General features: G+C 66.5%; 21 protein-coding genes. 12 read left to right on the top strand and 9 right to left on the bottom strand.

What is annotated here, in order from left to right:
• Positions 1-85: 85 nt before the first annotated feature.
• Entirely contained in the window at positions 86-550 is a 465-nt protein-coding gene (locus tag INQ43_RS05965) for a cytochrome c (protein WP_194037425.1), read from the top strand.
• Positions 551-652: 102 nt separating this feature from the next.
• The gene (locus INQ43_RS05960) at positions 653-1,135 is read left to right on the top strand and encodes a glycine zipper 2TM domain-containing protein (RefSeq protein ID WP_194037424.1); all 483 of its coding nucleotides are present in this window, start codon (positions 653-655) and stop codon (positions 1,133-1,135) included.
• 106 nt (positions 1,136-1,241) lie between these two features.
• Here the strand turns inward: INQ43_RS05960 and INQ43_RS05955 are convergent, their stop codons facing one another.
• On the bottom strand, positions 1,242-1,451 hold the full coding sequence (locus tag INQ43_RS05955) for a cold-shock protein (protein ID WP_043957790.1): 210 nt from the start codon (positions 1,449-1,451) through the stop codon (positions 1,242-1,244).
• 199 nt (positions 1,452-1,650) lie between these two features.
• Between INQ43_RS05955 and INQ43_RS05950 the strand changes: the two genes are divergently transcribed.
• The 4 genes from INQ43_RS05950 to INQ43_RS05935 all read left to right on the top strand — a co-directional run bounded on the left by INQ43_RS05950 (position 1,651) and on the right by INQ43_RS05935 (position 6,145).
• Positions 1,651-2,136 (top strand): DUF456 domain-containing protein, encoded by a 486-nt coding sequence (locus INQ43_RS05950; RefSeq protein ID WP_194037423.1) that lies wholly within the window; start codon positions 1,651-1,653, stop codon positions 2,134-2,136.
• 108 nt (positions 2,137-2,244) lie between these two features.
• Positions 2,245-3,510: a phospholipase D-like domain-containing protein gene (locus tag INQ43_RS05945; RefSeq protein WP_194037422.1), complete on the top strand. Its 1,266-nt coding sequence runs from the start codon at positions 2,245-2,247 to the stop codon at positions 3,508-3,510.
• Between the two features lie 22 nt (positions 3,511-3,532).
• A complete protein-coding gene (locus INQ43_RS05940) occupies positions 3,533-4,936 on the top strand; it encodes a mechanosensitive ion channel family protein (RefSeq protein WP_194037421.1) in 1,404 nt (467 codons plus the stop codon).
• 6 nt (positions 4,937-4,942) lie between these two features.
• Positions 4,943-6,145, top strand: a complete 1,203-nt coding sequence (locus INQ43_RS05935; protein ID WP_194037420.1) for a phospholipase A — start codon at positions 4,943-4,945, stop codon at positions 6,143-6,145.
• Between the two features lie 19 nt (positions 6,146-6,164).
• Here the strand turns inward: INQ43_RS05935 and INQ43_RS05930 are convergent, their stop codons facing one another.
• Both INQ43_RS05930 and INQ43_RS05925 read right to left on the bottom strand, forming a co-directional pair.
• Positions 6,165-7,724, bottom strand: coding sequence for a fumarate hydratase (locus INQ43_RS05930; RefSeq protein ID WP_194037419.1), 1,560 nt, complete (start codon positions 7,722-7,724; stop codon positions 6,165-6,167).
• A 128-nt stretch (positions 7,725-7,852) separates the two neighbouring features.
• Positions 7,853-8,092: a heavy-metal-associated domain-containing protein gene (locus INQ43_RS05925; RefSeq protein ID WP_043957797.1), complete on the bottom strand. Its 240-nt coding sequence runs from the start codon at positions 8,090-8,092 to the stop codon at positions 7,853-7,855.
• A gap of 315 nt (positions 8,093-8,407) precedes the next feature.
• Here INQ43_RS05925 and INQ43_RS05920 point away from each other — a divergent pair, with 315 nt between their 5' ends.
• On the top strand, positions 8,408-10,291 hold the full coding sequence (locus INQ43_RS05920) for an ABC transporter ATP-binding protein (RefSeq protein WP_194037418.1): 1,884 nt from the start codon (positions 8,408-8,410) through the stop codon (positions 10,289-10,291).
• Between the two features lie 10 nt (positions 10,292-10,301).
• Here INQ43_RS05920 and INQ43_RS05915 read toward each other — a convergent pair whose 3' ends face one another.
• Positions 10,302-10,856 carry a DUF488 domain-containing protein gene (locus INQ43_RS05915; protein WP_194037417.1) on the bottom strand — a complete coding sequence of 185 codons (555 nt, stop codon included), beginning with the start codon at positions 10,854-10,856 and terminating at the stop codon, positions 10,302-10,304.
• 79 nt (positions 10,857-10,935) lie between these two features.
• Here INQ43_RS05915 and INQ43_RS05910 point away from each other — a divergent pair, with 79 nt between their 5' ends.
• The 4 genes from INQ43_RS05910 (at position 10,936) to INQ43_RS05895 (ending at position 16,722) form a co-directional block, all read left to right on the top strand.
• Positions 10,936-12,723 (top strand): AarF/UbiB family protein, encoded by a 1,788-nt coding sequence (locus INQ43_RS05910; RefSeq protein WP_343221407.1) that lies wholly within the window; start codon positions 10,936-10,938, stop codon positions 12,721-12,723.
• An 82-nt stretch (positions 12,724-12,805) separates the two neighbouring features.
• Entirely contained in the window at positions 12,806-13,228 is a 423-nt protein-coding gene (locus INQ43_RS05905) for a universal stress protein (protein WP_194035546.1), read from the top strand.
• An 89-nt stretch (positions 13,229-13,317) separates the two neighbouring features.
• A complete protein-coding gene (locus INQ43_RS05900) occupies positions 13,318-14,127 on the top strand; it encodes a ferredoxin--NADP reductase (protein WP_194035545.1) in 810 nt (269 codons plus the stop codon).
• 120 nt (positions 14,128-14,247) lie between these two features.
• Positions 14,248-16,722, top strand: a complete 2,475-nt coding sequence (locus INQ43_RS05895) for a Tex family protein (protein WP_194037415.1) — start codon at positions 14,248-14,250, stop codon at positions 16,720-16,722.
• A 19-nt stretch (positions 16,723-16,741) separates the two neighbouring features.
• Here INQ43_RS05895 and INQ43_RS12890 read toward each other — a convergent pair whose 3' ends face one another.
• Positions 16,742-17,155 carry a hypothetical protein gene (locus INQ43_RS12890; RefSeq protein ID WP_194035543.1) on the bottom strand — a complete coding sequence of 138 codons (414 nt, stop codon included), beginning with the start codon at positions 17,153-17,155 and terminating at the stop codon, positions 16,742-16,744.
• Between the two features lie 148 nt (positions 17,156-17,303).
• A complete protein-coding gene (locus tag INQ43_RS05885; protein ID WP_194035542.1) occupies positions 17,304-17,567 on the bottom strand; it encodes a DksA/TraR family C4-type zinc finger protein in 264 nt (87 codons plus the stop codon).
• Positions 17,568-17,835: 268 nt separating this feature from the next.
• Between INQ43_RS05885 and INQ43_RS05880 the strand changes: the two genes are divergently transcribed.
• Positions 17,836-18,810, top strand: a complete 975-nt coding sequence (locus INQ43_RS05880) for a sensor domain-containing diguanylate cyclase (RefSeq protein ID WP_255518478.1) — start codon at positions 17,836-17,838, stop codon at positions 18,808-18,810.
• On the opposite strand, the gene INQ43_RS05875 is transcribed toward INQ43_RS05880, so the two are convergent.
• Genes INQ43_RS05875 through INQ43_RS05865 form a run of 3 tightly spaced genes read right to left on the bottom strand, consistent with a single transcriptional unit; the run spans position 18,800 to position 22,065 of the window.
• Positions 18,800-19,591, bottom strand: a complete 792-nt coding sequence (locus INQ43_RS05875) for an ABC transporter ATP-binding protein (RefSeq protein WP_194035540.1) — start codon at positions 19,589-19,591, stop codon at positions 18,800-18,802. The genes INQ43_RS05880 and INQ43_RS05875 overlap by 11 nt on opposite strands.
• Positions 19,584-20,786: an FtsX-like permease family protein gene (locus INQ43_RS05870; RefSeq protein WP_194035539.1), complete on the bottom strand. Its 1,203-nt coding sequence runs from the start codon at positions 20,784-20,786 to the stop codon at positions 19,584-19,586. The genes INQ43_RS05875 and INQ43_RS05870 overlap by 8 nt, the downstream gene beginning before the upstream one ends.
• Before the next feature lie 4 nt (positions 20,787-20,790).
• Positions 20,791-22,065, bottom strand: a complete 1,275-nt coding sequence (locus INQ43_RS05865) for an efflux RND transporter periplasmic adaptor subunit (RefSeq protein WP_228062637.1) — start codon at positions 22,063-22,065, stop codon at positions 20,791-20,793.
• Positions 22,066-22,091 lie beyond the last annotated feature (26 nt).

The following is a 22,091-nucleotide window of genomic DNA, read 5'->3' as shown; positions in this document are numbered from 1 at the left end:
CCATCGCGGCATTGTAGAGCCCGCGGCCGGCTGGAGTCCGCGCGGTGCGTGCTATCGTTCGGCCAAACATCAGGAAGCGAGCCCCATGGACAACCCCCAGCGCGAGACCCCGTACGGCGACCACAAGCCCCATGGCAACGGCGCCAAGTACATCATCCTGGTGCTGGTCGGCCTGGCCATCGGTGTACTGGCCACGGTGATGCTGCTGCGCGCGCTGGAAGGCCGCAAGACCTGGCAGGACCACTTCCCGGGCGCCGCCATGCACATGATGGAGGCCCATGCCGCGCAGTTGGGCGGGAAGATCAAGGCCAACCGCTGCAGCGCGTCCGACTCCCAGCCGCACATCAAGGCGCTGCGCACCGTCAGCGACGACCTTGAGCCCGCCTTCCCGGGCCTTGCCGATGACGCGCGCTTCGCGGGCCACGCCGGCGATCTGCGCGCCACCCTGGATGCCGCGCTCGCCAGTCCGGCCGAAGGATGCGAGAGCCTCGCCGCGACCACAAAAAAGATCGGCGAAAACTGCAAGGCATGCCACCAGGACTTCCGCTGATTCCCGGCAGGTACCCCGCGGATTGACCCTGCGTTCATCGGCACCGCCCTAAGTTGGCTGCGTGGCTTGTTGCCCACCCCAAATCCAAGGTCGGAGAACCCCATGAACATCACCAAACAGCGCTCCATCACCACCGCGTTCGTCGCCGCCGCCGCGCTTGCCATGGCCGGCTGTGCGACCAGCCCGGGCTACAGCTCCGGCGGCTACAACACGCAGCCCGCCTACGGCAGCCAGACCAGCTGCCAGGACTGCGGCACCATCGTGCGCATCGAGCACATGGGTTCGACCGGCTCCAATGTTCCCAACGCGACCGGCGCGGTACTCGGCGGCGTGGTCGGCGCGGTAGCGGGCCGTGAGCTCGGCAGCAGCAAGAGCAAGGGCAAGCGCAACACGGCGACAGTCGCCGGCGCAGCTGCCGGTGCCCTTGCCGGCAACGCGATCCAGAACAACGTGCAAGGTGACGTCTACCGCGTCCACGTGCGCATGGACAACGGCCGCACCGTGTCGGTTGACCAGAAGAACGTCAACGGCATGCGTGAAGGTTCCTACGTGCGCGTTTACGGCGGTGCGGCACACCTGCGCTGAGCCAGCATGATCTGACCAGCCTGATCTGATCGCCTGCGGCAGTCATTGCGCAGGCGACAAAAAACCCCGGACTGGCCGGGGTTTTTTGTTGGCGCAGTTCCGTCCCTTACTCGGGGCGGACCTGGTCGGCCTGCAAGCCCTTCTGGCCCTGCGTGACCACGAAGGAGACCGCTTGGCCTTCCTGCAGGCTCTTGAAGCCGTCGGACTCGATGGCCCGGAAATGGACGAACACGTCTTCGCCATTCTCACGGCTGATGAAGCCAAAACCCTTGGCATCGTTGAACCATTTTACGGTTCCGTTTTCACGGTTGGACATCTTGAAGCTCCCTGGAACAGTCTGAGTTGAACCGGCGCGGCTGCGCCAGGCTGGTTGCAAGGAAGAAACAAGGTGCAACGATGAGCGATCCGGGAACCAGCACATCGGGCCGTGATTCACGATGACCCTGACAAACAGCGGCCCGAAACTACCCCGGGAACAGTGATAATGCAATCACTTTTGCTGACGGATTCACGATTTGGACCTGCAATCGCTTTACTACGTGCTCGCCGTGGTGCTGGTGGTGCTGGGCGTGGCCGGGACGGTCCTGCCCGCCATTCCGGGCATCCCGCTGATCTTCGCCGGGATGTTGCTGGCCGCGTGGGCCAACGGCTTTGAGCAGGTCGGACCGTGGATCCTGCTGGTTCTGGGGGTGCTGACGGTGTTGTCGGTTGCGATCGATCTGCTTGCGACGGCCGCAGGCGCCAAGCGGGTCGGCGCGAGTCGACTGGCGCTTGCCGGGGCCGTCGCAGGTACCGTGGTGGGCCTGTTTTTTGGCCTGCTCGGGCTGTTGGCCGGTCCGTTCGTGGGCGCGCTGGCGGGCCAGCTGCTGCACGACCGCCACCTGGGGCGCGCGACGCGTGTCGGCCTTGGCACGTGGCTTGGCATGCTGGTGGGGACGGTGCTCAAGATCGGGGTGGTCTTCGCCATGCTGGGCATCTTTGCCGCAGCGTGGTTTTTTTGACCGGCGCCGCCGGCGCGCCGCGCATCCTTCACGTCATGCGCCGCCCCGGACATTCACAGTAGCCGCGGAGACAAGGGGAATTCCATGCTGTCCTGGAGCCGCAAACATATGACATGGGTCATCGTGCTGACTGTGCTCGTCACTGCCATCGTGGTCGTGATCGGGCTGAACTTCTCGACCTCGGAAAAGCACATCGAGCGTCGCATCAACCACCACTATGCAACCGGAGACGAGCAGTACGAGCGCGAGATGGCGGTCATGCTCGGGCCGGGGATACTGCCGGGCAACAAGGTCCAGGCGTTCAACAACGGGCGCGAGATCTTTCCGGCGATGCTGGAGGCCATCCGCGCTGCGCGCACCTCGATCACCTTCGAGACCTACATCTACTGGTCCGGTGAGATCGGCCGCGAATTCAGCGATGCGCTGTCGGAACGCGCCAGGGCCGGGCTGCCGGTGCACGTGACCATCGATTGGGTCGGCAGCCTGAAGATGGACCAGACGCTCCTGCAATCGATGGAGGACGCGGGCGTTGAGGTGCAGCGCTACCGGCCGCCGCACTGGTACAGCCTGACCCGGATGAACAACCGCACCCACCGCAAGCTGCTGGTCGTCGACGGCCGCGTCGGCTTCACCGGCGGTGTCGGGATCGCCGACCAGTGGGAGGGCAAGGCCGAGGATCCGGATCACTGGCGCGACATGCATTTCCGGATCGACGGGCCGGCCGTCGCGCAGATCCAGGCCGCGTTCAACGACAACTGGATCAAGACCACCGGCGTCGTGCTCAGCGGTCCGACCTACTTTCCACCGCTCGAGCACGCGGGCGACATGGACGCGCACATGATCATCGCCTCGCCCGCCGGCGGCAGCGAGAGCATGCACCTGATGTACCTGATGTCGATCGCCGCCGCGCACCAGTCCATCGATCTTGCAGCGGCGTACTTCGTCCCTGACGAGCTGATCGTCGAGGCCCTGCTGGCCGCGCGCGAACGTGGCGTGCGCATCCGCGTCCTCCTGCCCGGGCCGCACATCGACTCGGCCACGGTGCGGATCTCGTCGCGCTCGACCTGGGGCGCGCTGTTGCGCAACGGGATCGAGATCCACGAATACCAGCCGACGATGATGCACACCAAGTTGCTGGTGGTGGACCGCCAGATGACCTCGGTCGGCTCCACCAACTTCGATATCCGCTCGTTCAGGCTAAATGACGAGGCCAGCCTGAACATCTACGACCGTGCGTTTGCCGAGGCGATGACAGCGGTGTTCGAGCACGATCTGAAGTCCGCCAAGCGCTACACCCACGAGATGTGGCTCAACCGCCCGTGGCGCGAGAAGATGGCCGAGCATGTGTCGCTGCCCTTCAAGTCCCAGTTGTGATCCCACGGTGCGGAATGTGTTGATGCCCAGATCGTCGCTCCTGCTTCCGGCGTTGCTCGCAGCGCTGTTCGTGTTGTTGCTGCCCGGCGTGGCGCCGGCCTCGCAGGATCCGGGCCTTGCTCAGCCCGAACGCCCCGCTGCCGCTGCGGACAGCCCCGCCGCCGAACGGCCCGGAACCGATCCTGATCCGGCCCCGGACGCCGAGGCGGTCGCGCCGGACGATGACGCGCTCACCTTGCAGGTCGCGCGCCGCCTGCAGAAGGCCGACGGCATGCAGGACGTCAACGTGACGGTAACCGCCGGGGTCGCCCGCCTGGAAGGCAGCGTGCTGGAGGTCGAGGACCGCGCGCTGGCCGAGCAGATCGCAAGCCAGCACCCCGGCATCAGCGCCGTGGAGAACCACCTGACCCTCAGCACGCACCTGATCGACCGGCTTGACGCGGCCAGCGCCATCGCGAAGGACAAGGTGTTTCGCCTGCTGGCGGCGCTGCCCTTGCTGATCGTCGCGGTGGCGATGGTGGTTGCGTCGTGGTGGCTGGGACGGTGGCTGGGCGTGCGCATCGGCAAGCACAAGCTGCGCACCGCCAATCCGTACATCAACGGGCTGGCCCGCAACCTCGTCCAGTGGCTGGTGCTGATCGTCGGTGTCCTGTCCGCGCTCAACCTGCTGGGTGCGACGTCGCTGCTCGGCGCGGTGCTGGGCTCGGCGGGCGTGATCGGCCTGGTGGTCGGCTTTGCCTTCAAGGACATCGCCGAGAATTACGTCGCCGGCGTGCTGCTGGGCCTGCGCCGCCCGTTTTCGCCGGGCGACACCCTGCGCATCGACACCTACGAGGGCAAGGTGGTCGCCCTTACCTCGCGCGCAACGATCCTGATGACCCTGGACGGCAACCGTCTCAGCCTGCCCAATGCGCTGGTGTTCAAGTCGGTCGTGCTCAATTTCAGCAGCAACCCGAAGCGCCGCTTCGACTTCGTGATACCGGTCGACGCGGCGTCGTCCATGGGCACTGCCCAGGAAACCGGCCTGGAGCGCATCGCCAGCATCGATGGCGTGCTCGCCGATCCGCGGCCGTCCTCGATCATCAACAGCTACGACGGTAACGAGCTGCGGATCCAGTTTTTTGGCTGGATCGACCAGCGCAAGAACGATCTGGGCGGTGTGCGCAGCGCAGCGATCCGCGCGGTGCGCAACGGCTTCTTCCTGGCCGGCATCCAGCCGCCGCGCTCCATCCAGCACGTCGTGGCAATGCCCGCCCCCGACCAGGCCACCGCCATTGCCGAGCCATCGCCGGCCGAAGCGGTGGCGATGGACGAAAGTCCCGACACCGCGCCGCAGGACACGTCCATCAACCGTGATATCGATGAACAGCTGGCGGATGAGCAACGTGCCCACTCCCCAGACGACCTGATGTCGCCCGACCCCTGAGCCTCCATGAGCGAACCCGTGAAACAACCGCCTGCGCTCCACCCCGCAACCCTGCCCCTGTTGGTCCTGGCGTCGCTGGCCATGGCCGCGCCCGTCGCGGCGCAGGACCTGATGTCGCCCGAGTCCCCGACCACCGCCGAAGCGTGTGTACCGCTCAGCCTCGATGTCGAGCGCCTGGCCTGCTACGACAACGTGTTTGCCCGACGCGCGGCCGATACCGCGCGTGCGGACGAGGACGCCGATGTCGCCCGCGAGCAGCGCGCGCAGCGGGCCGAGCAGGACGTCCAGCAAGGTCAGGCCAGCCCGGCGGCGGCGCGCGCGCGTCTGGTGGCCGGCAATCTGTTCAGCACCGACACCGGGGATGACGCGCTGGTTGAGCGCATTGCCAACGCGGGCAAGGGAGGATTGCTGGACAGTCGCTGGGAGTTGGCGCGCGATTCCAAGCTGGGCATTTTCAACCTGCGCGCCTACAAGCCGGTGTACCTGCTGCCGGCCGTCTGGAACAGCAGCCCCAACAAGCATCCCACCAGCTCCGATGCCAACATTCCCGCGCAGCCGGTTTCGCTGAAAAGCGTTGAAGCCAAGTTCCAGGTCAGCTTCAAGACCAAGGCACTTGAGAACCTGATCGGCAACAACGGCGACCTCTGGATGGGCTACACGCAGACCTCCCACTGGCAGGTCTACCAGGGCGACGATTCGCGCCCGTTTCGCGAATCCAACTACGAGCCGGAGGTCATGCTGGTCTTCCGCAACAACTACGGGCTGCCCGGCGGCTGGCGCGGGCGGATGCTGGGTGTTGGTGTCAACCACCAGTCCAACGGGCGTGCCGATCCGCTTTCGCGCAGTTGGAACCGGGTGATGGTCAACATCGGCATGGATCGCGAGGACTGGGCGCTGATGGTGCGGCCATGGTGGCGGCTGTCGGACGGCAGCGACGACGACAACCCCGACATCGAGAACTACATGGGCCGGGCCGATGCAACGCTGGTGCATGTGCGCGACGGGCACGAGTTCGCCTTGATGGCGCGGCATTCCCTTCGTACCGGCAGCGATTCGCGCGGGGCGTTGCAGTTCGACTGGGGTTTCCCGCTGACCCGCACGCTGCGCGGCCACGTGCAGGTGTTCGACGGCTATGGCGAGAGCCTGATCGACTACAACCACCGCTCCACCCAGGTCGGCCTGGGGATCTCGCTGCTGGAGTGGTTCTGAGGCCGACCCTGGTCCGCGGTCAGGCTTCTGCCAATTGCAGTGGGATCGTCCCGATCCGTGCCTGCCACTCGCGCGGACCGGTGACGTGCACCGACTCTCCGGTTGAATCCACTGCAACGGTCACCGGCATGTCCTGCACGGTGAACTCGTAGATCGCTTCCATCCCAAGATCCTCGAACGCGACCACGCGCGCGGCCTTGATCGCCTTCGAGACCAGGTACGCGGCGCCGCCCACGGCCATGAGGTACACGGACTTGTGGCGGCGGATAGATTCGATGGCCTCGCTGCCCCGCTCGGCCTTGCCGACCATGCCCAGCAGGCCGGTCTGGCTGAGCACCTGCTCGGTGAACTTGTCCATGCGCGTCGCGGTTGTCGGACCGGCCGGTCCCACGACTTCGTCGCGGACCGGGTCGACCGGACCGACGTAGTAAATGAAGCGACCCTCGAAGTCGACCGGCAGCGGCTCGCCGGCATCGAGCATGCCGACAATGCGCTTGTGCGCCGCGTCGCGGCCGGTCAGCAACTTGCCGTTGAGCAGGATCGTCTCACCGGGTTGCCAGCTGGCAACATCCTCGGCGGTGACCGTATCGAGATCCACCCGGCGGCCCTTGGATGCGTCATAGGTGAGCTGCGGCCAGTCTTCCAGTGACGGCGGATCGAGCATCACCGGACCGCTGCCGTCCAGGGTGAAGTGGGCGTGGCGGGTGGCGGCGCAGTTGGGAATCAGCGCCACGGGCAGGTTGGCCGCGTGGGTCGGGAAATCCTTGACCTTGACGTCCAGCACCGTGGTCAGGCCGCCGAGGCCCTGGGCGCCGATGCCCAGGCCGTTGACCTTGTCGAACAGCTCGATCCGCAGCTCTTCGGCGCGGTTGGACGCGCCGCGCGCTTTCAGCTCGGTGATGTCGATCGGCTCCATCAGCGATTCCTTCGCCAGCAGCATCGCCTTCTCCGCGGTACCGCCGATGCCGATCCCCAGCATGCCCGGCGGGCACCAGCCTGCACCCATGGTGGGAACGGTCTTCATCACCCAGTCCACCACGGAGTCGGAGGGGTTGAGCATGGCGAACTTGGCCTTGGCCTCCGAGCCGCCGCCTTTGGCTGCGACGATCACATCGACCGTATTGCCGGGCACGACCTTGACGTTGACGACGCCGGGCGTGTTGTCCCGGGTGTTGACGCGCTTGCCGGCCGGATCGGCCAGCACGCTGGCACGCAGCTTGTTGTCGGGATGCGCGTAGGCGCGGCGCACGCCCTCGTGGACCATGTCTTCAACGCCCATAGTGGCGTCGTCCCAGCGCACGTCCATACCGATTTCCAGGAACACCGTGACGATGCCGGTGTCCTGGCAGATCGGCCGATGGCCTTCGGCGCACATGCGCGAGTTGATCAGGATCTGCGCGATCGCGTCCTTGGCCGCCGCACTTTCCTCACGCTCGTAGGCCGCCGCGAGGCTCTTGATGTAGTCCACCGGGTGGTAGTACGAGATGTACTGCAACGCGTCGGCAACGGACTGGATGAAGTCCTCCTGCCGGATCGAGACGGGCTGGCGGACGGCAAACGGGTTGGCGGCATTGCTCACGGCGCGGACTTCAGGCTGGCGAAGGGGTGGCCATTCTAACGGCCCGGGCTCCAACGGGCGCGCGCCGCCCTGACGGTACTAGCCCCAATGGCTGGCGGCCTCTCCCGCCGCCAGCCCTCCCCTTTAAATCAGGAGCAGCCGCCGCAGCAGTCGCTGCCTTCGCCGCTGTGCGGCGCTGCGTTGCTGGCCGGGTAGCCCGCTGCGACCAGCGCGTCGATGGCCTGCTGCTGGGTGATCAAACCTTCGACGCGGACCTGCTGGTCGGCGACATTGACGGTGACCTGCGCGGTGGGGTCCTGCGCGAGGATGGCTTTCTGGATGGCGTCACCGCACTTGTCGCAGGTGATCTTTTCAACTTCGAGCAGCATGGTTCAACTCCTGATGAGCGGATATCGGGGAGATGCAGCATCCGTCGAATTGATCGCCGGCGCCTTGACCCTGGTCAGGCGAGCGGGAAAATGCGTGGACTGGCGCGATCAAGGCCCGCGCACCCGTCAGGCGTGATTCACGCGCTGCAGCGCCGCGAGTTGCCAGACTTGCGCCCTCATACCGTCGGTGCGATCACGCGCCTTTCGTCCAGGAAGAACCGCTTTTGGATTTCATTCTTTGTCATATACGTGCGCCCTCGCGAAATGACGGGCTGATTGCACCGCCCGTGTCGCGTAACCCCGGCGCAGCCCGGCATGGCTGAGACGAAGACGGCCGCCCACGGCCCGCTCCGCCGCCCCAGCGCCAAGCCCTCGCTGCGCGAGCGCTTCGACGCACTGCGAAACCTCCCGCCTTTCCTGCGCATGATCTGGGCGACCAGCCGGTCGCTGACACTCGTGACCCTCGGCCTGCGCGTGGTGCGCGCGCTCGTGCCGATCGCCACGCTCTACATCGGCAAGCTGATCATCGACGAGGCGATCCGCCTGGTCGCCATAGGCAACGTTTTCGACACCCTCCAGGTGGCGTGGCAGAGCGGCCAGCTGAATTACCTGGCGACATTGCTGGCGATGGAGTTCGGGCTGGCGATCGCCTCGGACCTGCTGGGACGACTGACCAGTTACGGCGACGGATTGCTCTCGGAGCTGTTCACCAACGCGACCAGCGTTCGCCTGATGGAACATGCCGCGACCCTGGACCTGCAGGACTTCGAGGATCCCGACCTGCAGGACAAGCTCGATCGCGCGCGGCGCCAGACGATGGGGCGGCAAAATCTGCTCAGCCAGCTGTTCGGCCAGTTGCAGGACGCGATCACGGTGGTCAGCTTCGCGATCGGCCTGCTGGTGTACGCGCCGTGGCTGATCGCCCTGCTCGCGGTGGCCCTCATTCCGGCCTTCCTGGGCGAGGCGCATTTCAACGCGCTGGGCTACTCGATCAACTTCGCCTGGACGCCCGAGCGCAGGCAGCTGGAGTACGTGCGCCAGATGGGCGCGAGCGTGGAGACGGCCAAAGAGGTCAAGATCTTCAACCTCCACCGTTTCCTGGTGGCCCGCTACACCGAGCTGGCTGACAAGTTCTACCTCGTCAACCGCGCGCTTGCCCGTCGACGCGCGCTGTGGGGTTCAGCGCTGGCGGCGCTGGGGACGCTGGGGTACTACGCGGCCTACGCCTACATCGCCTGGCGCACCGTGCGCGGCGACTTCAGCATCGGCGACCTGACCTTCCTGGCCGGCAGCTTTCGCCGCCTGCGCCAGCTGCTGGAAGGCCTGCTGGTCGGTTTCTCCCAGGTTGCCGGGCAGGCGCTGTACCTGGATGACCTGTTCTCGTTTTTCGCCACCCAGCCCCGGATCATCTCTCCCAACGACCCCGTTGTGTTCCCGCAGCCGATACGTAGCGGCTTCGTGTTCGAGAACGTTGGCTTCCGCTATCCGGACGCCAACAAGTGGGCACTGCGGGGTCTGGACTTCGAACTGCGCGCTGGCGAGGTGCTTGCCCTGGTCGGCGAGAACGGTGCGGGCAAGACGACGCTGGTGAAGCTGCTGGCACGTCTCTACGACCCGGTCGAAGGCCGCATCCTGCTGGACGGGCGCGACCTGCGCGAATACGACCTCGACGAGCTCCGCGCCAACGTCGGCGTGATCTTCCAGGACTTCGTGCGCTACCACCTCACCGTGGGCGAGAACATCGGCGTCGGCCAGATCAACGCGATGGACGATCACGGCCGGATACGCGAGTCCGCGCGACGCGCAATGGCGGAAGACATGATCGAGCGCCTGCCTGACCGCTACGAGCAGCTGATCGGCCGGCGCTTCAAGACCGGCGTGGACCTGTCCGGCGGCGAGTGGCAGAAGATCGCGATCGCCCGCGCGTACATGCGCGACGCACAGGTAATGATCCTCGACGAGCCGACTGCGGCGCTGGACGCGCGGGCCGAGTTCGAGGTTTTCCAGCGATTCAAGGAATTGTCCGCGGAAAAGACCGCCGTGCTCATCTCGCACCGGTTTTCCAGCGTGCGCATGGCCGACCGGATCCTGGTGCTGGCCGACGGCGGCCTGGAGGCGAGCGGTACCCACGAGGAGCTGCTCGCCGCCGGCGGCCGCTATGCGGAACTGTTCGAACTTCAGGCCGCGGGATATCGCTGAGCGACGCGTCTCAGAACAGGGACGCCTGCGGCGGTTCGGGGGCGGAGTAGTCCAGCTTGCCGTCGACAATCCGGGCCGCCGAGGTATAGGGATGCTCGTCGCTGCGCCCCGGCGCCATCAGGTGGATGACCTCCCAGCCCTGCGCCTTGAAATCATCCGAGATGAGGCCGCGGTGGCATTGCCACCAGACCGCCTCGGCGCACATGATCGCGACGCGCTCGTTCAGCGCCAGATCGGCGAGTCGGTCACGTGCCGCCTCGTATCCCGGTGTCTCCATGTAGTCCGCGTAGCCGCGGAAACTGTCGTTGCGCCAGGCCGTGTTATGCGTGTTGGGGTCGACCTTGCGGCGCCCGCCCAGGTCGGTCATCGGAACGAATCGAATGCCGGTGGCGGGCATCTCCCGCGCCATCGCCTCGGCACTGAACTGCGGATTGCGGCGTGAGCCAGGAAAACGGCGGACGTCGACGAGCGCGCTGATCCTGGCGTCCTTCAGCATTCCCACGAAAACCGGCCACTCGCGGGTGGAGTGGCCAATCGTCCAAAGCGTTCCTGTGTGACTCGGCATGCGTTTCAGCGTGCCAGCCACCGCGTGAAGCCACGTTGACGCCTCCCCCGATACGGTAGCCGCATCCATGGAGACCAACATGCCCGATACAGCACGCAGCAATGACGCCCCGCCCGCGGAAACCGATTCGCACCGCGCAGGGGATCCAGATGCGCAGTCGTTGCCAGTGGCCCGGAAGGAGGAGCCCGGCGTAGAACACGGTCTGGCTCGAACCGCGCGGATCATCGGCTTCCTGCTCAAGTACCGCAATTCGGGCGTGTTTGGCGGCCTCGATCTGAGCGACGCGCTCGACAATGGCGAGGCGGTGGCCGCTGACGGCACGGCGGAGCAGTTCGTCGATGACCTGGAGGCACTCGGCCCCACCTTCGTCAAGATCGGCCAGACGCTCTCCACGCGTCCCGACATGGTCCCCCAGGAATACGTCGAGGCGCTGGAGCGGATGCAGGACGACGTCTCCCCGCTGCCGTTCCCGGTCGTGCGTGAGGCGATCGAAGACGCACTTGGCTTCCGCCTGACCAAGGCCTACGCCAGTTTCGACGAGCAACCGCTGGGGTGCGCGTCGCTGGCACAGGTTCACCGTGCCACCCTGCGCGACGGCACCGCGGTCGCGGTCAAGGTGCAACGCCCGCACGCGGTCGAGCAGATCCGTGCCGATCTCGACGCCCTGGCGTCCATCGCCGGACGGGTGGATCAGGCGACCGACCTGGGCCGGCGCATCCACTTCGCCGATTGGGTGCATGAGTTCCGCAAGACCCTGCTCGCCGAGTTGGACTACCGGGCCGAGGCCGAGAATCTGGAACGCTTCGGCGAGCACTTCGCCGGATATCCGGAGCTGACCGTGCCCAAGCCGATCTGGGACCTGACCCGCACCCGGCTGCTGACGATGGAACTCGTGGTCGGCACCAAGGTCACTGAGATCAGCGGCATGCGTCGCGCCGAGGAGCCGATGGGCCACCTGGCCACGGCCCTCATGCGTGGCTACCTGGACCAGACCTTCATCCACGGCGAGATCCACGCCGACCCGCACCCCGGCAACCTGCTGGTGACCGACGACGGGCGTCTGGCGGTGTTCGACCTGGGCATGGTCGCGCACGTCCCGCCCAAGCAGCGGGAGCGCTTGCTGAAACTGCTGTTCGCGGCGGTGGACGGACGCGGCGAGGACGTCGCCGCCGAAGGCATCGCCATGGGTACGCGGCTGGAGGACTTCGACGGCGAGACCTACCTGCGCGAGGTCAGCCAGCTCGTATCCCGCTACGCCGCCCACTCCACACGCAGCCACGGCACCCACATGTCCGAGGGCCGGCTGGTGCTGGACCTGGCCCGCATCGCGACCGCCTGCGGACTGCGGACGCCGCCGGAGATGAGCCTGCTGGGCAAGACGCTGCTCAGCCTGGAATCGGTCTGCGTGGCGCTGGACCCCAACATGGACGTCAAGAGCCTGGTCGAGGACCACCTGCAGCACGTCATGCGCGAGCGGCTGCGCAAAACCCTGTCGCCGTCGAACCTGGCCGGGGAGATGATCGAGCTGCACGAGTTGCTGCGCGAGGCGCCTCGCAAGATCGGCGATGCGCTTTCGCTGATCGCTGACAACCGCCTGCAGATGCGGATAACAGGCCTGGACAACTCCCAGTTGCTGGAGGCGCTGCAGAAGATCGCCAACCGGATTGCCGCCGGTGCGGTCACCGCCGCGCTGATTCTCGCCGCCGCGTTCATGATGCGTGCCGGCGAAGGTCCGAAATTGCTGGGTTACCCGGCCGTGGCGATGATCCTGCTGGCACTGGGCGCGGGGCTGGGCGTGGCAATTGTACTTAGCGCGTTGCTGGGCGATCGACGCGCGAAGCCGCGTGAAGAACGCGGCCCGCGCTGACCCGCGCAGCTTTGACCTCAATCAAGCGCGGCCGGGCGATAACGTCCATAGTTGCCGCATAACGATTACTGGAGCCATGTGAATGAAGATCCTTCTTGCCGTTGACGGCAGTGAAAACAGCACCCGTGCCGCAAACTTCGTCGCCAAGCTCGCCAGGAGCCTGTCCACGCCGGCACAGATCATCCTGCTGCACGCCGACGTGCCCTTGCTTGCGGGTGTGAAGGACGCACTGGGGACCCAGGGGACCCTGGACTACCACGCCGACAACAGCCGTTACGCACTCAAGGACGCCCGCGCGGTATTGACTGATGCGGGATTGGAATTCGATGCGCGTGCGGTGGTGGAGGATGCCGACAAGGCGATCGTTGAAATCGCCGCCAACGATGCCGTCGACATGGTGGTCATGGGATCGCGTGGACGCACCGCGTTGCGGGGGTTCCTGCTCGGTTCAACCGCGACCAAGGTGATTGCCCAGGCCGGCGTACCGGTAACCGTCGTCCGCTGACGGATGTAGCTGCCAGCCCGCGCCGGGGTCCGCCCGGCGCGATCGGCTAAAATACGCGTTCCCACGTCTCCCACGCAGTACTTTCCGCTATGTCATCTGCCTTCGGCACCGAAACCGTGCTGGACGTCCGTCACTGGACGGACGACTACTTCAGCTTCACCACCACCCGCGACGACGGCTTCCGGTTCGAGAACGGGCAGTTCGTGATGATCGGCCTGGATGTACCGCAGCCCGACGGCTCGACCAAGCCGCTGATGCGGGCGTATTCCATCGCCAGCGCGAACTGGGAGGAGCAGCTCGAGTTCTTCTCCATCAAGGTGGCCAACGGTCCACTGACGTCGCGCCTGCAGCACATCCAGCCCGGCGATGCGATCCGGATCGGGCGCAAACCCACCGGCACGCTGCTGATCCATGATCTGCATCCGGGCCGTAACCTCTACCTGCTGGGTACCGGCACGGGCTTCGCGCCCTGGCTGTCGATCATCAAGGATCCAGAAGTCTACGAACGTTTCGAGCGGATCATCCTGACCCACGGCGTGCGCCGCGAGGCCGACCTTGCGTACCGGGATTACATCCTCAAGGAACTGCCCAACCATCAGTTCCTGGGCGAGGAGATCAGCGCCAAGCTGCGCTACTACCCGGCCGTCACCCGCGAGCCGTTTGTTTTTGACGGCCACGATCACCGCGGCCGGATGACCGACCTGATGGCCAGCGGCCAGATGATGGAGCACCTGGGTCTTGAGCCGCTCGACCCCGCGCATGACCGCGCGATGGTCTGTGGCAGTCCGCAGATGCTTGCCGACTTCCGCACGCTGCTGGACGGTCGCGGGTTCACTGCCGCACCGCGGATCGGCGTGCCCGGCGACTATGTCTTCGAGCGCGCGTTCGTCGAGAAATAAGCGACGTACGCGACCAGCCCGGCCCCGCGCTTCCTGTCAACGGCTTCCCCGCATTCCCGGGCGCGGCCACAATCGGGCTCCCCGCGCTTCGGGGTCCCGTTTTCCGCAAGGTCACACCCAATGCCTCAAGCCACTGATACGACGACCGACACGCTGTCCGACACCGCCGCCGCAAGCGCGGCGACCGACAGCCGCCACGCTGCCCGCGTAGCCACGCAGATCGCGGGCACGATCGCCGGTGAAATCGGTGCCCGCCCGGCGCAGGTGCTGGCGGCGATCGGTCTGCTGGACGAAGGCGCGACGGTGCCGTTCATCGCGCGCTACCGCAAGGAGGTCACCGAAGGCCTGGACGACACCCAGCTGCGCAACCTGGAGACGCGCCTGATCTACCTGCGCGAGCTGGAAGAGCGCCGCGCGACCGTGCTGGCCAGCATCGAGGAACAGGGCAAGCTCACCGACGAGCTGCGCGCCGACATCGAGGCGGCCGACAGCAAATCCCGGCTGGAGGACCTCTACCTGCCCTACAAGCGCAAGCGTCGCACGCGCGCCCAGATCGCCCGCGAGGCGGGCCTGGAGCCGCTTGCCGACGGCCTTCTGGCGGATCCGTCGCAGGTCCCGGAAACCGCAGCCGCCGCCTTCGTCGATGCCGAAAAAGGCGTGGACGACGTCAAGGCCGCGCTGGAGGGCGCCCGGGCGATCCTGATGGAGCGCTGGGGCGAGGACGCGGCTCTCGTGGGCGAGCTTCGGGAGTGGCTGAGCGAGGTGGGCGTGATCCGCGCACGCGTCATCGAGGGCAAGGAGGCCGAGGGCGCCAAGTACCGCGATTATTTCGACCATTCCGAGCCGCTGTCGCGGATCCCGTCGCACCGCCTGCTCGCGCTGCTGCGCGCGCGTCGCGAGGAGTTCATCCAGCTCGACCTGGACCCGGGCAAGGACGCGGACGCCGGCCATGCGCAGGCCGAGGCACGGGTCGCGCACCACGCCGGCGTCGCCAACCGCGAGCGGCCCGCCGACGCCTGGCTGCTAAATGCGTGCCGGCTGACCTGGAAGGCCAAGCTGCACCTGCACCTGCTGCTGGACCTGTTCGGCCAGGCGCGCGAGAAGGCGGAGGCGGAAGCCATCGCCATCTTCGGCGACAACCTCAAGGACCTGCTGCTGGCCGCTCCCGCGGGGCCCAAAGCGGTGCTGGGGCTGGACCCCGGCCTGCGAACCGGGGTCAAGGTCGCCGTGGTGGACGCGACCGGCAAGCTGGTCGCCACCGACACCATCTTCCCGCACCAGCCGCGCAACCAGTGGGATGGCTCGCTGCACCTGCTGCGCGCGATGTGTGTGAAACACGGCGTGCAACTGATCGCGATCGGCAACGGCACCGCATCGCGCGAGACCGACAAGCTGGCCGGCGACCTGATCAAGATGGCGCCCGAACTCAAGATGCAGAAAATCGTCGTCAGCGAGGCCGGCGCATCGGTGTACTCGGCCTCCGAGCTGGCGGCGAAGGAATTTCCGGATCTGGACGTCTCGATCCGCGGCGCGGTGTCGATCGCACGCCGCCTGCAGGACCCGCTGGCGGAGCTGGTCAAGATCGAACCCAAGGCGATCGGCGTCGGCCAGTACCAGCACGACGTGGACGCCTACCGGCTTGCCCGCGCGCTGGATGCTCGCGTCGAGGACTGCGTCAACGCGGTGGGCGTGGACGTCAACACCGCCTCCGCCGCCCTGCTCGCCCGGGTCTCGGGCCTGAGTTCGACCGTGGCCGAGAACATCGTCGTGTACCGCGACGAGAACGGCGCGTTCAACAATCGCAAATCACTGCTCAAGGTGCCGCGCCTGGGCGACAAGACCTTCGAGCAGTGCGTGGGCTTCCTGCGCGTGGCCGATGGCGACCAGCCGCTGGACGCCTCCTCGGTGCATCCCGAGGCGTACCCGGTGGTGGAGCGCATCGTCCAGCACAGCGGCCGCGCGGTGAAGCAGCTGATCGGCGACAGCGCGTTTCTGCGCAGCGTGGATGCGAGCTCCTACACCGACGAGCGCTTCGGCCTGCCGACCGTGCGCGACATCCTCAAGGAGCTGGAAAAGCCCGGTCGCGACCCGCGTCCCGAGTTCAAGGCCGCGCGCTTCGCCGAGGATGTCCAGGAGTTGAAGGACCTCAAGCCGGGCATGGTCCTGGAGGGCGTGGTCAGCAACGTGGCGGCCTTTGGCGCGTTCGTCGACATCGGCGTGCACCAGGACGGCCTGGTCCACATCTCGATGCTCGCCGACCGCTACGTCAAGGATCCGCGCGAGGTGGTAAAGGCCGGGGACGTGATCAAGGTGAAGGTGCTGGAGGTCGACATACCTCGCAAACGCATCGCCCTGACCTGCCGCCTGGAGGAGACGCCGCCGCCGGCGAAACCCGCTGGCGCCGAGAGATCAGCTCCGGGTGCCGGTGGCGACCGGGGCCGGAGGGAGCCGCCGCGCCCACGTGGAGGCACGGACAAGCGCCGGCCCGCACCCGCACCTGCACCTGCACCTGCAAAGGTGCCTGCCCGGCCGATGGCCCCGCCTGCAAACAACGCCTTGGCCGCAGCATTTGCGCGGGCCAGGGAAAAGAACTGAGACTGGATCTGCCGGCCGCTCAAAGCTCGCCGTGACGCAGCCACAGCGAGGCTTCCGACTCGATCTCGAACACACGTGCAACGAACCCCCGCTCGCGGGCGAGGATCTCGGTGGTTTCGTTCTGCCACGAGCGTGCCGTGTCAACACCGACGTAGGCCGTACGAACCTTCTCCAGGCCCAGCCCGCTCAAGTGGTGGATGAATTGCTCCAGCTCGTCAAGGGTCAGGGAGCCGCCGACGGTACTGTCAATGACCAGCAACATCGGCACGCCCGCGCTCATGGCTTCCCTGGCAATAAGGGCCCAATATTCCCTGGACACCTCCAGACTGCCGGTCACTCCAGTGACTGACGCGCGCAGACGGTTACCGTCGCGTCGAAATTCGATCTGAAAGCTCGATCCATTGACAATGAGCGTGCTGGGCTCGGGTTCCATCAACACGAACTGCCCCGCCCGGGACCTGTGGACCTGCGGCTTCCGGGAGCCGCGTCGCTGATCATTTACACATCGCTCCTCGGTGTTAAGGGCCGCAGCTTAACCGCTCGGATCAGACCTGCGCATCCTTCAGGAATTTTCCCCACCATCAGCGTAACTGGCTGTCCTTGCTGCCGCGGCGGTTGTAACCGCTTTCAGCGCGCTGGTTATCCTCGGCCTGCTGGCAGACCACGCAGAGCCGGACGCCGGGTACCGCTTCGCGCCGCGCCTCCGGAATCGCCTCATCGCACTCCTCGCAATGCAGCAATCCGGGTCCCGTGGCCAAACGGCTGCGTGCGCGCTTCACCGCGTCCTCGACCGTCGCGTCAATCTGGTCCTGGACTGCGCCGTCGCCTGCCCATCCGGTTGCCATGTCTTTCCTCCGTTCCACCGTTTCCTGCTACAACCAGAATAGCGCCGGGCACCGCAACACAGCGTTAGCGGCGCGTCGGGCCGGGTGTATGATTCAGCGGGCAGACGGGGGCCGTTTTGATGCGAAGACAGACGTTGGGCGCAGGATATCTGCGCGATCGGGGCGCTGACGCTTACTTGCGCCCAGGGGACGACGCGGAATGAATCGTCGCGAAGCGCGAAACCCACTATGGGTGAGTCGCCTCATCTATCCCTACCGGGTGGTGGGCATGGCGCTGGGCGGGCTGTCGGTGTCGGCAGTGCTGTACGAGCTCCATGCGCCGTGGTTCGCGTGGGCGTTCATGGTCGCAGCATGCCTGCTCTGGCCCCATCTCGCCTATTGGCGCTCAAGCCGGTCCGCCGATCCGACGCGCGCAGAGAAACACAACCTGCTGATCGACTCGGCGATTGCGGGTGCCATGGTGCCGATGATGCATTTCAATGTGTTGCCCAGCACTCTGCTCATCACGCTCACGACGGTGGACAAGCTCAGCACCGGCTTCCGGCGATTATGGCTGCATTCCTTGCCGGTACTGGTCCTTGGCGGCGTGGCGAGCGCCGTGCTGCTCGGCACGGGATTCCGTCCATTGACATCGATGCCGGTGCTGTTGGCGTGCCTGCCGATGCTGCTGATCCACATGATCGCGGTCAGCGTCGGCCGCTATCAGCTGATCCGCAAAGTCACCAAACAGAACCGCGAACTGGATCGAATCCGCCGCATCGACACCCTCACCGGCCTTTCGCGGCGGGGACCGTGGGAGGAGCAGGCACAGCAGCTGCTGGCCAACTCTCGGCCCGACCGGCAGGACTGCATCCTGTTGATCGACGTGGACCGTTTCAAGCAGATCAATGATCAACACGGACACGGAGCAGGCGATGCGACGCTGCGCGAGCTGGCGGAAAGGATGCGGCGGGTAATGCGGCCGCACGACCACGTCGGCCGGCGCGGCGGAGACGAATTTGCCGTATTGCTGCCTGAAACCACCCAGGTCGAAGCACTCGCGATTGCCGAACGCCTGCGTCGCGAAGTCGAGCAGATCCGCCTTGCCGATTACCCCGGAGTGATTCCCACCGTCAGCATAGGGCTGGCTGTGGCGCCAGCGCAGCCCACCCAGCCCGATACCTGGCTGGACATCTGGTTGGAACACGCCGACAACGCGCTCTACCGCGCAAAAGATCGTGGTCGGAACGTGGTCATGGCCTGAGCCCAACCGGCGGCGACGTTTTGTCATCCGCCCCGGGGTTCGCCGTGTCCCCGGTGATCCGTCCATCGGTCAGCGTAACGGTGCGGTCACATTGCGCGGAAAGTCGGGGATCGTGGGTCACCAGCAGGACGGCGCAGCCGAACTCACTGTTGAACTTGCGGAACAGGGCGAAGACGTCTTCCGCGGTCCTGCTGTCCAGGTTCCCGGTCGGCTCGTCGGCCAACAGCAGGGCCGGGCGCGTGACCAACGCCCGCGCCACGGCGACCCGTTGCTGCTGACCGCCGGAGAGCTGGTCGGGCCTGCGGTCGTCGAACCCCTTCAAGCCCACGTCCTGCAGCAGGCCTGCAGCCATCGCCCGCTGCTCCGCGGTCGGCTTGCCCCCGGCGACCATCAGCGGCATCAGCACGTTCTCCAGCGCGGTAAACGCCTGGATCAGGTGGTGGAACTGGAACACGAAGCCGATCGAGTGGCCACGAACCGCGGTGCGGCGAACGTCGTCCATTGCCGTCGTGGCTTCACCGAGCAGCCAGATCTCCCCGTCCGTTGGCGTGTCCAGCAGCCCGATCAGGTTGAGCAGCGTGCTTTTTCCCGACCCCGATGCGCCGACCAGAGCGGCGAAATCGCTGCGCTGCAGGCGCAGGTCCAGACCGTGCAGCACCTCCACCTCGGTGGGCAGGCCGACGTTGTAGCTCTTGCGAACGTGCTCCAGGCGCAGCACTTCCTGCTGGTGGTCGTGAGCGTTCGCGGCCGCCCGCAACGTGTTCTGCCCGGGCTCAGACATGGCGAATCGCCACGACCGGGTCCAGACGCGCCGCCCGGCGTGCCGGAATGGCAGCGGCTATGACTCCGGTAAGCGTCGCCAGCGCAGTGGCCGCCACGAGCAGCCATGGGTTGACCGGGATATAGAACAGGCGCGGGCCGAAGTTGTTGAACGCCACCACCAGCCCGACTCCGCTGATGCCACCCAGCAGCGAGCCCAGCAGCCCGAACAGCGCGCCCTGGATCAGGAACACGCGCAGCATCTGCGCCCGGGTAATGCCGATCGCCCGCAGGATGCCGATCTCGCGCGTGCGCTGGACCACGCTCACCGACAGCACGCTGGCGATGCCCAGGGCGACGCTCAGGGCGACGAACACGCTGATCATGGTGGTCGACATGCTCTGGCTGCGCAGCGCGTTGAGCAACTGCGCGTTGGTCTCCATCCAGCTCTCGACTTTCTGCCCGGTGAGCCGGCGGATGTGGGTGGCAATGGTGTCGGCTTTGAAGATGTCGTTGACCGTCAGGTCGATCACGGTCGCCGCGCCGGGCAGGTCAAGCAGCGACTGCGCCTGGCTCATGTCGAGGTACACGTAACGCGCATCCAGCTCGCGCACGCCCAATTCGAAGATCCCGGCCACGTTGACCACGCTATCGCCGCCCTGCCCCGTTTCCAGGCGCAGCTTGTCGCCAACGCTGACGCCAAGGTCGATGGACAGCTGCTTGCCGATGACCGCCTCGCCGGCGCCGATGCGGAACGCGCCGGCAACGATGTCCTCGCTGACCGGCAGGATCTGCTGGTAGCGGCGCGGGTCGATGCCCACCAGCGCGACCGACTGCAGGGCTTCGCCGCGGCGCGCGAACGCCGGTCCGGAAATGATCGGCGATACCGCCGTGACCTGCGGGAAGTCATCCAGCACGTCGCGCAGTTGCTGCCAGTTGTTGATCGAGCGAAGCCGCTGCGCGCGCCTGGTCTCCAGCAGCATGCGCGTCGCCGGGCCGTCCAGCGGGACGATCCGGTTGACCTCGTCCGGCGGGGATAGCCTGATGTGGGACTGGGTTCCGAGGGTGCGGTCGACGATGTTGTGCTGCAGGCCGGTGATCAACGCGGTGATGAACACGATCACCGCGACGCCAACGCCGATGCCCACCAGGATGAGGGTGCTCTGGGCACGCCCCTCACGCAGGAAGCGGGTGGCGATGGTCCATTCGGTCCACACGGCGTCAGTCGAACTCCACCGGAATTTCGCGATCGGTCGCTGTGTCCGCGCGCTCCGACGGGATCTCCCCGAGTTGCGGTCGGACCCGGTCGCCGTCGGCCAGCGTTGCGCCTGGTGCACTCAGGACCACATCGCCCTCAACCAGGCCACCGGTGACCTCGGTGACGGTGATTCCACGCAGTCCCAAGGTCACCGGAGCGCGCTCGATGCGGCCGCCAACCATCTTCCACACCTGCGGGTTGCCGCGCGCGTCGCGCTCCAGGGCGTCGTTGGGGACTACCAGGGCGCGTTCGCGCCGCCCGGTTTCCACGTTGACTGAAACCGTCATGTCCTGGCGCAGGAATTCAGGCACCGGATCGAGTCGCAGCCGGATATCCACACTGCCGCGTTGCGGGTCCACCGCCGGCGCGATGAACGCGACCGTCGCAGGGAACGGGCGCTCGGGATACGCGTCGGCCACGCAGACGGCGGTTTGTTCCAGGGCGAGCACCGACAGGTTTTTCTCGTCGACCGGCACCAGCAATTCGGTCTCGCCCTCGCGGGCGATCTCGAACAGCACCTGCCCGGGCTGGACCACATCACCGGGCTCGGCATCGCGGGTCAACACGGTGCCGCCGACCTGGGCACGCACGCGGGTCTTCTCCAGCAAGGCCTCGGCTGCCGCCACCCGCTGGCGGGCTTCGGTCTCGCCGGGGTTGCCGGGCGACAGCGATCTTGCGCTGAGTTCCGCCTGCTCTAGCGCCGCGCGGGCGACGGCTTCGGCCTGCACGGATTGCTCCATCATTTCGCGCGACACCAGCTGCCGGGCGAACAATTCACGCCGGCGGACCGCCTCGCGACTGGCCTGGGTGAAAGCGGATCGGGCGCGGCGCAATGACGCATCGGCCTGCGGCTTGCCGGATTCCCGCAGATCGGCCAACGCGGCCTGCGCCTCGCCCAGCCGCGCCTGATAGTCATCGGCCTGTAGAACGGCCAACACATCACCGGCCGCGACCAAATCGCCCTCGCGAACCAAGCGCTGGGCGATGACGCCGGCGACCTGCGCGCCCACCTGCGCGCGCGACGCGGACGCAACCCGGCCAGTGGCGACGACCGTCTGCACCAGCGGCTGCGCCTGCAGCCGGTACGCCGGCACCGGCGGCCCCTGGACCTTCAGCACGACCAGCCAGCCGGCAACGACCAGCAAGGCCGCGAGGACCACCAGCAATGCAGCGCGTGTGCGGGTGAGTTTCAGCTCGGCCTCCAGCGGCTTCAGCGGGGAACAGGGAGTTGTGCGCAACGCCGCTCATCATACGGTCGCCGTCT

Origin of the sequence: Lysobacter sp. H23M47, from assembly GCF_015209765.1 — a bacterium.
Lineage (GTDB): Bacteria > Pseudomonadota > Gammaproteobacteria > Xanthomonadales > Xanthomonadaceae > Novilysobacter > Novilysobacter avium.
This window is presented reverse-complemented; position numbering and strand designations above follow the sequence as displayed.